The following is a 13,011-nucleotide window of genomic DNA, read 5'->3' as shown; positions in this document are numbered from 1 at the left end:
CGGTGACCGGCCCCGGCAGGCCACTCCGGGCCCCCGGCAGCAGGTGCGGCGCCGACCGCGACAGGAAATCGGCGAACGACGATGTTCCCGGCGTCATGAACACAGCCGGTAGGCGCCCGGCGGCCCCCAATGGATCAGCCACGCATCCCCCTTCCGATAGTCGGTCACGTGGGCCGCGCGCCCGGGGCGTCCCCGAGGCTCCCGGCCCGACGTTACAGATGAAGCACAACATAGGGCTATCGCCCCCCGAAGCTGGCGGGCAGGCCGGTCGAACGGGTCAGCCGGGAAGGCGGTCACGGCCGCGCGTGCAGCCCGCCGACCTGCACCGGGGCACACGGGCGGTGCGGCGCCGGACCCCCGCGGAACGCGGCCTCACCCGGCGGCGTCGACCCCGCCAGAGCTACCACCGCCGGGCGTCATCCACGGCGCCCGATACCGCCGGCTACCAGACGGCCGTTACTGGCCGCCCTTCTGGACATAGCCCTTCACGAACTCCTCGGCGTTCTCCTCCAGGACGTCGTCGATCTCATCGAGCAGGGAATCGACGTCCTCGGACAGCTTCTCGTGCCGCTCCTTGAGGTCGGAGGCACTCGTGTCCTCGGTCGCGACGTCGTCGATCTCCTCCGCCCGACGGTCCGCGCGTTGCTGCCCGCCGCCGCTGTCCCTGGTGGCCATGAAGCCCTCCTTCGATCGCCTGGCGCGACACTATCCCGCCCCACCGACACCATCCGTTCGATCGGTGAGAGGTCCACTCCATCACGAACCGGCCGCTACGTCGCGACGTCCGCCCAGGGCGCAACGTGAACCTCCTGCCAGGGATCGGCGCCGGCTCTCCCGACCGGGATCGGCGCCGGCTTTCAGCGGCCGGCGAGCGCGTCCACCAGATCACTCGCCGTGGGGCAGCGGGTGAGCAGCTCGCCCACGTGCGCCTTCGTGCCGCGCAGCGGCTCCAGCGTCGGCACCCGCTGCAACGAGTCCCGACCGATGTCGAAGATGACCGAGTCCCAGGACGCAGCGGCGACCTGCTGCGGGTAGAGCGCGAGGCAGCGGCCCCGGAAGAAGGCGCGGGTGTCCTCAGGAGGCTCGGTCATCGCCCGGGTGACCTCCTCCTCGCTGACGACGAGATCGAACCGGCCCCGGGCCACCAGGCGGTTGTAGAGGCCCTTGTCCGGACGGACGTCGTGGTACTGCAGGTCGACGAGCTCCAGCCGCGGCGAGTCCCAGGCCAGGCCGTCCCGCGACCGGTAGCCCTCCAGGATCGACAGCTTCGCGACCCAGTCAAGCTCGCGGACGCAGCTCATCGGGTCGACCTCGAGGCGGCCGAGGATCGACTCCCAGCGGGAGAGCACGTCGGCGGTCTGGCTGTCGACGTCGGCACCGAACCGGTCCTCGACGTACTTGCGGGCCTGCTCGAAGTACTCCATCTGCAGCTGCACCGCGGTCATCCGACGACCGTCGCGCAGAGTAACCAGATGCTTGAGGGAGGGATCGTGCGAGATCGCCCGCAGCGCCGCCACGGGCCCGTCCACCGACAGGTCCGCGGTGAACCAGCCGTCCTCGATCATCGAGAGGACCAGGGAGGTCGTTCCCACCTTCAGGTAGGTGGCGACCTCGCTCATGTTCGCGTCGCCGATGATGACGTGCAGCCTGCGGTACTTCTCCGGGTCGGCGTGCGGCTCGTCCCGGGTGTTGATGATGGGCCGCTTCAGCGTGGTCTCGAGCCCCACCTCGACCTCAAAGAAGTCGGCCCGCTGGCTGATCTGGAACCCCGGCTCCCGGCCGTCGACGCCGATCCCGACCCGCCCGGCCCCGCAGACGACCTGACGGGAGACGAAGAACGGGGTGAGGTTACGGACGATCTCCCCGAAGGGCGTCGACCGTGCCATCAGGTAGTTCTCATGGCATCCGTACGAGACGCCCTTGTTGTCGGTGTTGTTCTTGTAGAGATAGACCGGCTTGGAGCCGGGCACGGACAACGCCCGGCGGGCGGCCTCGGCCATCACCCGCTCCCCGGCCTTGTCCCACAGCACGGCGTCGCGAGGGTTGGTGACCTCGGGCGAGGAGAACTCCGGGTGCGCATGATCGACGTAGAGCCGCGCCCCGCTGGTCAGGATGACGTTGGCCAAGCCGAGATCGTCCTCGTTGGCCGGGGCGCTCGGATCGACCGCCGGCTCGCGGGGCAGTTCGAAGCCCCGGGCGTCGCGCAGCGGTGACTCCTCCTCGAAGTCCCATCGGGCGCGGCTGCCCGGCGCCGACGTTCGACTGGCATACGAGTTCACCACCAACGACGAAGCCGACATCTGATTGGTGTTCGGCTGACCGGGCACCGATACGCCGTACTCGGTCTCGATCCCCATGATCCGACGCGCGCTCACTCTGCAAGCGTAGGTGCTACACGGGCGGTCGGTTAGCCGGACGTCTGCCTTGTTTGCTCTGGGCCGCTCGGGATGACACGTCCGCAGCCACGCCTATCGTCAGAATTCGGTGGCGACACGGTAGTCCGACCGACCGGCGTCCACCGCGGATGCGGGCGGGAGGATACACCCAGGGGTGCCAGTGCCGCGATGCCCAACGCAACGCCGCGATGCCACCCAGAGCACCGCTGTGACCCCGGGGCCGAGTGACCCCGGGGTCACGGCGGTGGCACGTGTCCCGCCGTTGGGCGGGACACGGGACCCGAGCCCCTTACAGATACCAGCCGTTACAGGTAATACTGCGGCCGTTACAGGTACTGGCCGGTGTTCGCGATCGTGTCGATCGAACGGCCGGCCTCGGTACCCTTCGTTCCGGTGACGAGCGTGCGGATGTAGACGATCCGCTCGCCCTTCTTCCCGGAGATCCGGGCCCAGTCGTCCGGGTTGGTCGTGTTCGGGAGGTCCTCGTTCTCCTTGAACTCGTCCATGCAGGCGGCGAGCAGGTACTGCATGCGCAGCCCCTTCTGCCCGCCCTCGATGTGCTCCTTGACCGCCATCTTCTTGGCCCGGGCGACGATGTTCTCGATCATCGCGCCGGAGTTGAAGTCCTTGAAGTACAGGACCTCCTTGTCGCCGTTGGCGTAGGTCACCTCGAGGAAACGGTTCTCCTCGCTCTCCGCGTACATCCGCTCGACCACGCGCTGGATCATGGCCTGAACGGTCGCCTCCCGGTTACCGCCGAACTCGGCCAGGTCATCCGGGTAGAGCGGCAGCTCCGGCACGACGTACTTGGCGAAGATGTCCCGAGCCGCCTCGGCATCGGGCCGCTCCACCTTGATCTTCACGTCGAGCCGACCCGGCCGCAGGATCGCCGGATCAATCATGTCCTCGCGGTTGGACGCGCCGATCACGATGACGTTCTCGAGCTGCTCGACGCCGTCGATCTCGCTGAGCAGCTGCGGGACGATCGTGTTCTCCACGTCCGAGGACACCCCCGAGCCACGGGTCCGGAAGATCGAGTCCATCTCGTCGAAGAACACGATCACCGGCATTCCCTCGGACGCCTTCTCACGCGCCCGCTGGAACACCAGCCGGATCTGCCGCTCGGTCTCGCCGACGAACTTGTTGAGCAACTCGGGACCCTTGATATTCAGGAAGAACGCCCGACCGGTGCCCTGGCCGCCGGTCTTCGCCTCGACCTTCTTGGCCAGCGAATTGGCGACCGCCTTGGCGATCAGCGTCTTGCCGCAGCCGGGCGGGCCGTAGAGCAGCACACCCTTCGGTGGCTTGAGCTGATGCTCCCGGTAGAGCTCCTTGTACAGGAACGGCAGCTCGACCGAGTCCCGGATCGACTCGATCTGGCTCTTCAGGCCGCCGATCTGTTCGTAGCCGATGTCGGGAACCTCTTCGAGGACGAGCTCCTCGACCTCGGACTTGGGAATCCGCTCGAAGGCGTAGCCGGAACGGGACTCGATCAACAACGAGTCCCCGGACCGGATCGGTCCATCGAGAAGCGGCTGGGCCAGCATGACCACCCGCTCCTCGTCGGTGTGACCGAGCACCAGCGCCCGGTCCCCGCCCTCGAGGACCTCTTTGAGTAGGACGATCTCACCCTGCCGCTCGAACGCGCGCGTCTCGACCACGTTCAGCGCCTCGTTGAGCATGACCTCCTGGCCGGGCAAGAGATCACTGATGTTGACGCTCGGCGACACGGTCACCCGGAGCTTTCTGCCCTGAGTGAACACGTCGACGGTGCCGTCGTCGTAGGAGGAGACGAAGATCCCGTAGCCGCTGGGCGGCTGCGCGAGCCTGTCGACCTCCTCCTTCAGGGTGACGATCTGGTCTCGCGCCTCGCGGAGAGTCGCGACGAGCCTGTCGTTCTGTCCCGTGACAGCCGACAACTCCGCCTGGATCTCCGCGAGCCGTTCCTCCAGCACCCTGAGCTGCCTGGGCGATTCGGACAACTTACGCCGCAGCATGGCCACTTCCTCTTCCAGGAAGGCGACCTGCGTCGTGAGCTCGTGTGTTTCCTTCTCGTACGCCGACCGCCGTGATTCGGCATCACCTGGACGACCCGTGCTCCTATCGGAGCCAGAGCCCGAACGGGGACCGGACACTGCGCCTCCACCTCCCCCGTGCTGACCGGGACGCACCCACACTACCGTTGTGACCGCCGCTGGCAGGCCGGTCGGGCAAGGACGATCCAGCTTTGCCGTAAACAGCGGGTTACAGTGCCATGCTGACAGAAGATCGGAGCCCTGTGGCAACTCCGGCGAAGCCGGGCGTTTCGGCAGACCTGCGGGTGCGGGTCGACCAGGATGCCTGCACCGGCGACGGTCTGTGCGCGCAACTCGCTCCCGCCGTCTTCGAGTTCGACGTCGACGGTCTGGCCTACGTCAAGGACAGCGCGGGCGAGCTGCAGACGCAGCCCGGCGCCTACGTCCCGGTGCCGCTGCCGCTCGTCGACGCGGTGGTCGACGCGGCCGACGAGTGTCCGGGGACGTGCATCTACGTGGAACGCCCCGACGGCACGCTGGAGGCCGGCGGGCCCGTCGGCTGACGATGGGCCCGCCCGGCCGGCACACTCGCGACCACGGCCTGCCCCATGGGACCACATGGGAATGGCCTGCCCCATGGGACCCCATGGGATACGTCACATCGGCTGGATCGTCGCCGACCCTGGGTCGGCGTCCCGGGGCCGCTCGGTCTCGGACCTGGGCTCGGGGGCGGTCCCGGGGGCAGGGGCGATCCCGATCGGCGCGCCCTTCGCCGGCCGGCGGCGGCGCACCAGAGGAGCGACCCCCTCGGCGAGGCGCCGCGCGGTTACCAGGAAACCGGTGTGGCCGACCATGCGGTGGCCAGGCCGCACGGCCAGACCCTCGACGTGCCAGTCCCGCATCATCGACTCCCACGCCGCAGGCTCCGTGAACGTGCCGTGTGCCCGTAGCGTCTCGACGATCCGGGAAAGCTGGGTGGTGGTAGCGACGTAGGCACAGACCACCCCGCCGGGCACCAGCGCCGCGCTGACGGCGTCAACGACCTCCCAGGGCGCGAGCATGTCGAGGACGGCCCGGTCGACGTCACGCTCGGTCGTCTCGGCCAGCTCCCCGACCAGCACGGTGTGGGCGGGATGCGGGCCGCCGAAGAACGCCTCGATGTTGCGCCGGGCAATCTCGGCGAAGTCCGCGCGCCGCTCGTAGGAGACCAGACGCCCGCAGTCGCCGATGGCACGCAGCAGCGAGCACGCCAGCGCCCCGGACCCGACGCCGGCCTCCAGCACCCGGGCGCCCGGGAAGATGTCCGCGTAGGTGACGATCTGCGCCGCGTCCTTGGGGTACACCACGGTCGCTCCGCGCGGCATGGACAGCACGAAGTCGACGAGCAGCGGGCGCAGCGCCAGGTAGTCGGTACCACCCGTGCTGGTGACGACGATCCCCTCCGGCCTGCCGAGCAGGGCGTCGTGCTCGACGGCTCCCCGGTGGGTGTGAAACTGCCTGCCCGGTTCGAGGACGACGGTGTGCCGGCGCCCCTTGGGATCAGTCAGCTGCACCCGGTCACCCTTGGTGAACAGGCCTCGGCGATGAGCGGAGCCGGTCGGAGGCGGAGCGTAACCGCCGGCCAGGGACGGCACCTGCCCCGGGGACACCGACTCGTCGGGCGGGGCGCTCACCGGGACGCCACCATGCGGGCGGCGGCGGCCGGATCGATACGGGCGACGAGATCCACCATCGCGAGCACGCCGACCGGGCGGCCCGCCTGCTTGACGAGGTACTCCGACGCCGGCACCCGCTGCACGGCCGCCAGCAGGGCCTCGCCTTCCAGATCGGCGTCGAGGACCATGCCGGGCGAGATCACCCGACTCACTTCATCCACGGTCATCCAGGGTCTCCGATGCTCCGGCAGCGCGTCGACCGCGGAGCCATTCATAATCTTCAGGGGGCTGCCGTCACGGTCGATCACCGCGACGGCGGTGGCGCCGACCTCCTGAGCTCGCCGCAGCGCCTCCGCCAGCGGAACGGCACCCTCGACGGGCAGCGTCCGGCGCGCAAGACGACCGGCGCACAGGCCGGGCAGCCGCTCCCGCACCTGCGCGGCGCGCAGCGACTGGTAGGCCGCGAACGCGAGGAAGCCCGCCAGAGCATAGGTGTACACCATGCCGATGCCGTCGGAGGTCGACGCACCCCAGACGACCAGGCCGGCGGCGACGACGAACCCGCCGTAGGCACCGGCCCGCAGCCCCCGCAGCTTGTCGCGCGTCAGACCCCACACCGCGGCGACGACCACCCGTCCACCGTCCAGCGGGAGGCCCGGTGCCAGGTTGAAGAGGAACAACGCGGCGTTGATGAGTCCGAGATCGTGCAGGACCGCGGCGGCGTCGCTGGTGTCGTCGAGGCCGAGCAGGCCGAGGTGACAGCCGGCGGCCAGCACCCCGTTGACCGCCGGGCCGACGAAGGCGATCAGGAACTCGCGGCCGGCGCTGCGGGGCTCCGGCTCGAACTCGGTGAACCCGGCGAAGCCGTGCAGAGTCACGGACCGCACGGTGTGACCGAACGCCAGCGCCGTCAGAGCGTGACCGATCTCGTGGGCGAGCAGGGAGGCCAGGAAGCCGATAGAGATCAACGAGGAGAGCGCGAGGATCCGCCCGTCGGACGCCAGCGGCAGCCGGTCGCGGATCGAGCCGGAGAGCAGGTAGGCGACGAGGACGGCGAAGACGAGGGCGAACGGCGAGATGACGATGGGAACACCGCGGATCCGCCCGACCGGCACGCCGGGGGGTCGCTCACTCGGAGCCTGCCCCGCCGGGCCCGCGCCGCCGTGGGCGCTCGAACCCGCGCCGCTCGAACCCGCGCCGCCGTGCTGATCCGCCATGGATCCGATGCTACGGACCATACCCCGACCCGTCGTCCGGGACCGAGTGGCGAAGATGTCGGTAGGGGGATCTAGGGTCCAGGACATGACCTCGATGCAGCGCTCTCCTGCCATCCCGGGATCGGTGGCGTCGGCCGCACCCCGGCCGTTGATCGGTTCGCTGTCACCGTCGCGGGCGGCGGACTTCGTCAACTGTCCGTTGCGCTACCGGTTCCGGGTCGTCGACCGGCTCCCCGAGCCGCCGAGCGAGGCCGCGACCCGCGGGACCGTGGTGCACGCGGTCCTGGAGAAGCTGTTCGATCTCCCGGCGTCCCGGCGTACCCTGCAGGCCGCGCGGGAGCTGGTCGAGCCGGCCTGGGATACGGTGCGCGCCCGCGAGCCGGCGGTCGAGGCGCTGTTCGGTGGCCGCGACGAACTGGCGGCGTGGTTGGAGTCGGCCCGCGAACTGCTCGCCGGATACTTCGCGCTGGAGGATCCGTCACGGCTGGCGCCGGTGGCCCGCGAGCTGTACATCGAGCACGTGCTCGACTCCGGCCTGCGGCTGCGGGGCTACCTGGACCGGCTTGACGAGGCGACCACGGCGCAGGGACCCGCCCTGCGGGTGGTCGACTACAAGACCGGCCGCTCGCCCGGCCCGGCGTTCGAGAGCTCGGCGATGTTCCAGATGAAGTTCTACGCCCTGCTGCTCTGGCGGATCCGTGGGGTGATCCCGCGCGAGCTGCGGCTGTACTACCTCGGTGACCGCACCTGGCTGCGGGCCACCCCCGACGAGGCCGACCTGCGGGCCGCCGAGCGACGGATCGAGGCCCTGTGGGCGGCGATCGACCGCGCGCACCGCACCGGGGACTGGCGCGCCACCCCGAACAGACTGTGTTCCTGGTGCGACCATCAGGCTCGATGCCCAGCCTTCGGCGGCACCCCACCACCGCTACCGCAGCAGACATCCGCGGTGCCGCTCGACGAGACCGCCCCCACCGTCTGCGAGGCGGACGGCTGATGGCGGTCTTCAGGCCGGACCCCGTCCGGACCCCGTTCCCCGCGGACAGCCCGTTTACGGTGCCGGCCTCCTCAGCTCGCCGGCGGCGGTGGCTCCACCGGGCGTCCTCGGAGGCATGCCATATCGCCCGATCACCAAAAGTAATATTGGTCGGACCTTCAATACTGCCGGCGGTACAGTCGGCGACGGCGAGATGCCGATCATCGTTCGGTCGTTGGGGAGATCGACCACGGTAGCCGAACAGCCGTCCCAGGTCAGTCGGGGCCGAGCGCAGGCAGGGCAGGCACGACGTGTCGAGAGGGACCGTGTCGAGAGGGACACGGCGCGCCGCGAGGGAGAGGACATCACGATGGCCCGACGGACCGGATCGTCCCGAGGCGGGAAGCGGGGCGCGGTCGCGGGCAGCCCGCCCGGCCGAGAGGACCGCGGGTCGCGGCCCGGCGAGTACGGTGCCGGCCGTGACGGCCGGGTTCCCGAGCACCCGGGCGGCCGGCGAGAAGACGGACCGGACGCCGCACCCGCGGCCCACGCCGCCAGGCTGACGAAGGTCTACGGCTCCGGTGACACCACCGTCACGGCACTGCGCGAGATCGACCTGGCCTTCCCCCGCGGCCGATTCACCGCGATCATGGGGCCGTCCGGGTCGGGGAAGTCGACGCTGATGCACTGCCTAGCCGGGTTGGACACGGTCACCCGGGGACGGGTCTTCATCGGCAACGTGGACCTGTCCCGGCTGTCCGACAAGCAACTGACCCGGTTGCGTCGCGACCGCATCGGGTTCATCTTCCAGCAGTTCAACCTGCTGCCCACGCTGACCGCGGCCGAGAACATCACGCTGCCGTTGAGCATCGCCGGGCGTTCGCCGGATCGGGCCTGGATGCGCACCGTCATCGACGCGGTCGGTCTCGCACCGCGGTTGAAGCACCGGCCGAGCGAACTCTCGGGCGGTCAGCAGCAACGGGTCGCCTGTGCGCGGGCCCTGGTCACCCGACCGGAGATCATCTTCGCCGACGAGCCGACCGGCAACCTTGACTCCCGGTCGGGAGCCGAGGTGCTGTCGTTCCTGCGTGACTCGGTCTCCGAACTCGGGCAGACGATCGTCATGGTCACCCACGACGCGACGGCGGCATCCTACTCGGATGAAGTGATCTTCCTTGCCGACGGTCGACTCGTCGACGCGATCGCGAACCCGACCGCGGAGGAGGTGCTGGACCGGATGAAGCACCTCGACGCCGCCGCGGGCGGCTTGGCGGCCGACGGCGAGATCGCCGACGACCGGGACGACCATAACGACACCGACGGTCGCTACGGGCCTGCCGGTGACTACGACGACTACGCCTACCCGGACCAGGCCTACCCGGACCAGCCGACCTACGGGCGAGACGAGCACGATCCCTACCAGGGCCACTACCCGGAGCGGCGCACCGGCCAGTTCGAGGCGATCCCCGCCCCGGACCTCGGGCCCGACGCCGGTGGGCAGCCGGCGTCAAGGCGGGTCGGCGGCACGCGCCACGGCGAGGAGTACTACTCCGGCCGCTCCCACCACCGGCCGGTGCCGAGGCCTGGCGGCGGGCCTCCGCTCACCGACCCCGGCCATGTCGACGGCGGGGGGGACAGTTACCACCCGGACGGCACGGAGCCGGCGGGCTGGGCCTGAGCCGATGCTGCGCGCCACCCTCAAGAGTCTGCTGGCCCGCAAGGTCCGGCTGGTGCTCTCCATGCTGGCGGTCGTCGCCGGGGTGAGCTTCGTGACCGGGACCCTGGTCCTGACCGACACCCTCAACCGGACGTTCGACACCCTCTTCGCCGACATCAACAAGAACGTCAGCGTCGCCGTGCGCTCGGTCAACGCGATCGACCCGACGAGCGACGTCGGCCGCCCTCCGCTGCCGGCCTCGCTCGTCTCCACCGCCGCCGGAGTGGACGGGGTGCGGGTGGCGGTCGGCAAGGTCAACGGCCAGGCCGTCCTCGTCAACCCGGCCACCGGCAAGCCCTCGAACACCAACGGTGCGCCGGGGATCGGTATCAACTGGACCGGGGGTCAGCCCACCTCGGCGGAGGAGATCGCCGAGGGTCGCCCGCCCGGCCCCGGAGAGATCGTCGTCGACCGGGCGACCGCGAAGAAGCTCCATCTGTCGCTCGGGGCAAAGATCTCGGTGCAGACCAAGGGTCCGCCCGCGCGGTACACCCTGGTCGGCACCTTCCGGATCGGCGGTCAGGACAGTCTAGGGGGCGCCGCCGTCACCGCGTTCGACACCGCCACCGCCCAGCGGGTCCTGCTCGCGCCCGACCGGTTCAGCGCGATCCACCTGGCCGCCGGGCCCGGCCTGACCCAGGAGGAGCTACGAGCCCGGGTCGCCGCCGCCCTCCCACCGGGTGTCGAGGCGATCACCGGCAGGCAGTTGGCGGGCGAGAGCGCCAGCGCTGTGCAGAACGCCGTCAGCGGCTTCTCCACCTTTCTGCTGATCTTCGCCGCCATCTCGGTCTTCGTCGGCGCCTTCATCATCTTCAACACCTTCACGATGCTCGTCGCCCAACGGGTGCGGGAGCTGGCCCTGCTGCGAGCAATCGGGGCGAGCAAACGTCAGGTCCAGGTGTCCCTGCAGGTCGAAGCGGCACTGGTCGGCTTCGCCGGGGCCACTGTCGGCCTGGTGTCCGGCGCGGGGCTCGCGCTGCTGCTGCGCGCCGCCGTCGGTGTGTTCGGCGTGGCGCTGCCCAGCGGTGCGCTGGTCTTCCGCCCCCGCACCGTCGTGATCGCCTACGCCGTCGGCGTGCTCATCACCGCCGCGGCGGCGTTCGTGCCGGCCCGCAAGGCCGCGTCGGTGCCACCGATCGCGGCGATGCGGGAGACCTACGTGCTGCCGACCCGCTCGCTGCGCTCCCGGGCGATCGCCGGGTCGGTGCTCACCGCGCTCGGCATTGTCCTGCTGATCCTCGGCACCGCCTCGGCGGGCAAGCCGGGAGCCACCGCCGTCGGGGTGGGCGCGGCGGGGATCTTCCTCGGCGTCGCCACCCTCTCACCGCTGCTGTCCGGACCGATCACCCGGGTCCTCGGCGCACCGTTGGCGAGGATGTTCGGGGCCACCGGCCGACTCGGCCGGGAGAACGCGATGCGCAACCCGCGCCGGACCGCCTCCACCGCCTCCGCGTTGATGATCGGACTCGCCCTGGTGAGCGCCTTCTCCGTGCTCGGGCAGTCGATCAAGGAGTCGGTGCGGGAGACAGTGTCGAACAGCCTCGGTGCCGACTTCTACCTGACCCCGCAGAACTTCGGGCAGGGATTCAGCGGTGAGGTGGCTCGCGAGCTGGCCGGCAAGCCCGGCATCGAGATCGCCACGGGTCTTCGGGGCGGCCTGGTGAAGATCTCCGGGCAGAGCTCCCAGGTGCTGGCCGGCGACCCAGCGGGCCTGGTCAAGATGCTGGCCATCAAGGAGGTGACCGGTGACGTCCACGCCCTCGGCGACGGCACGATCCTGGCCGAGGACTCCACCGCCGCGGACCACCAGCTACGGGTGGGGCAGAAGGTCCCGGTCACCTTCGCCGACGGCCGCGCGGAGCTGACTCTGGTGGGCACCTACAAGAAGAGCCAGGTGGCCGGAAAGTGGATCATCTCCACAAGCGAGTTCGCCCGGCACTCCACCGATGACCTCGACCTGTTCGTCCTGGTGAAGAGGGCGAGCGGGGCGGACCCGGCGATGGTCCGGGCCGAGATCGCCACGGTGGTCAAGTCGTTCGCCACGGTGGAGGTCCGGGACCAGTCCGAGTTCGTCGCACAGCAGGAGAAGCAGGTCGACCAGCTGCTCGGGTTCATCTACGTGCTGCTGGCCCTGGCGGTCATCATCGCACTGTTCGGCATCGTCAATACCCTGGCGCTCTCGGTAATCGAACGGACCCGGGAGATCGGTCTGCTGCGTGCGGTCGGCATGACGCGGTCGCAGATGAGGCTGATGGTCATCCTTGAATCAGTGATCATCTCGGTCTTCGGAGCCGTGCTTGGCGTCGTCGTCGGGAGCATCTTCGGCTGGGCGCTGACGAAGGCGCTGGCCTCCCTGGGAATCAGCATGTTCGCCTACCCGGTACGGACGATCCTGCTCGTGGTCCTCACCGGGGCGATCCTCGGCGTGCTCACCGCTGTCTTCCCCGCCCGGCGCGCCGCTCGCATGGACGTCCTGCGCGCCATCTCCGCCGTCTGACCCACCCAACCCCACACCCGCTCCGACTCCGTTCGGGGGATCTACGCCCGGTCTTCGCCCCCAAAACCGTGCCTTACTCCCCCAACCTCGCATCCAGGACGGCTGGGGCGAAGGGGCGGGCTGAGGCGGGGGGTGGTGAGGGACTCCATGAGGTCCGGGGTGACGTCGTGCAGGCTCGCCAGGAGCGCCGCGAGCCCGGCGGGCACCGGCTCGCCGCGAGCCGCGACGCCCGAGGCCCCCGAAGCCCCCGAAGCGGCCAGGTCGAGCAGATCCGGCATGGACGGGATCATGATGGTCGCGCACCCGGCCGCCACCCCGGCGCGCGCTCCCGACGGGCTGTCCTCCAAGACGACGCAGCGAACCGGGTCGACGCCGAGCACCCGGGCGGCGGTCAGGTAGGGCTCCGGGTCCGGTTTGCGGCGAGTGACCTCATCGCCGGCGACCGTCACGGCGAAGAACTCGTCACCGACGACGTGCAGCACCGGCTCCATCAGGTCGCGGAAGGACGAGGAAACCAGCGCGGTCGGGACACCCGCCG

At 70.0% G+C, this 13,011-nt stretch carries 10 protein-coding genes; 4 read left to right on the top strand and 6 right to left on the bottom strand.

What is annotated here, in order from left to right; all coding sequences use genetic code 11:
• Positions 1-456: 456 nt before the first annotated feature.
• The 3 genes from AC08ON_RS07685 to arc form a co-directional block, all read right to left on the bottom strand.
• A complete protein-coding gene (locus AC08ON_RS07685) occupies positions 457-675 on the bottom strand; it encodes a ubiquitin-like protein Pup (protein WP_011437025.1) in 219 nt (72 codons plus the stop codon).
• Between the two features lie 182 nt (positions 676-857).
• On the bottom strand, positions 858-2,375 hold the full coding sequence (gene dop / locus AC08ON_RS07680; protein WP_476607071.1) for a depupylase/deamidase Dop: 1,518 nt from the start codon (positions 2,373-2,375) through the stop codon (positions 858-860).
• Between the two features lie 347 nt (positions 2,376-2,722).
• Positions 2,723-4,531, bottom strand: coding sequence for a proteasome ATPase (gene arc / locus AC08ON_RS07675; RefSeq protein WP_476607070.1), 1,809 nt, complete (start codon positions 4,529-4,531; stop codon positions 2,723-2,725).
• Positions 4,532-4,650: 119 nt separating this feature from the next.
• Between arc and AC08ON_RS07670 the strand changes: the two genes are divergently transcribed.
• Positions 4,651-4,974, top strand: coding sequence for a ferredoxin (locus AC08ON_RS07670; protein ID WP_011437028.1), 324 nt, complete (start codon positions 4,651-4,653; stop codon positions 4,972-4,974).
• A 93-nt stretch (positions 4,975-5,067) separates the two neighbouring features.
• Here AC08ON_RS07670 and AC08ON_RS07665 read toward each other — a convergent pair whose 3' ends face one another.
• Both AC08ON_RS07665 and AC08ON_RS07660 read right to left on the bottom strand, forming a co-directional pair.
• Positions 5,068-6,036, bottom strand: a complete 969-nt coding sequence (locus AC08ON_RS07665) for a tRNA (adenine-N1)-methyltransferase (RefSeq protein WP_476607073.1) — start codon at positions 6,034-6,036, stop codon at positions 5,068-5,070.
• A 44-nt stretch (positions 6,037-6,080) separates the two neighbouring features.
• On the bottom strand, positions 6,081-7,283 hold the full coding sequence (locus AC08ON_RS07660; RefSeq protein WP_476607069.1) for a site-2 protease family protein: 1,203 nt from the start codon (positions 7,281-7,283) through the stop codon (positions 6,081-6,083).
• A gap of 85 nt (positions 7,284-7,368) precedes the next feature.
• Here AC08ON_RS07660 and AC08ON_RS07655 point away from each other — a divergent pair, with 85 nt between their 5' ends.
• The 3 genes from AC08ON_RS07655 (at position 7,369) to AC08ON_RS07645 (ending at position 12,473) form a co-directional block, all read left to right on the top strand.
• The gene (locus AC08ON_RS07655; protein WP_476607068.1) at positions 7,369-8,280 is read left to right on the top strand and encodes a RecB family exonuclease; all 912 of its coding nucleotides are present in this window, start codon (positions 7,369-7,371) and stop codon (positions 8,278-8,280) included.
• A 349-nt stretch (positions 8,281-8,629) separates the two neighbouring features.
• Positions 8,630-9,937 carry an ABC transporter ATP-binding protein gene (locus AC08ON_RS07650; RefSeq protein WP_476607067.1) on the top strand — a complete coding sequence of 436 codons (1,308 nt, stop codon included), beginning with the start codon at positions 8,630-8,632 and terminating at the stop codon, positions 9,935-9,937.
• 4 nt (positions 9,938-9,941) lie between these two features.
• Entirely contained in the window at positions 9,942-12,473 is a 2,532-nt protein-coding gene (locus tag AC08ON_RS07645) for an ABC transporter permease (RefSeq protein ID WP_476607066.1), read from the top strand.
• 41 nt (positions 12,474-12,514) lie between these two features.
• Here the strand turns inward: AC08ON_RS07645 and AC08ON_RS07640 are convergent.
• Positions 12,515-13,011, bottom strand: a 497-nt coding sequence (locus AC08ON_RS07640; RefSeq protein WP_476616694.1) for an HAD family hydrolase, incomplete at its 5' end; no start/stop codon positions are given.

The organism is Frankia sp. CoWAU3 (assembly GCF_977971855.1).
This window is presented reverse-complemented; position numbering and strand designations above follow the sequence as displayed.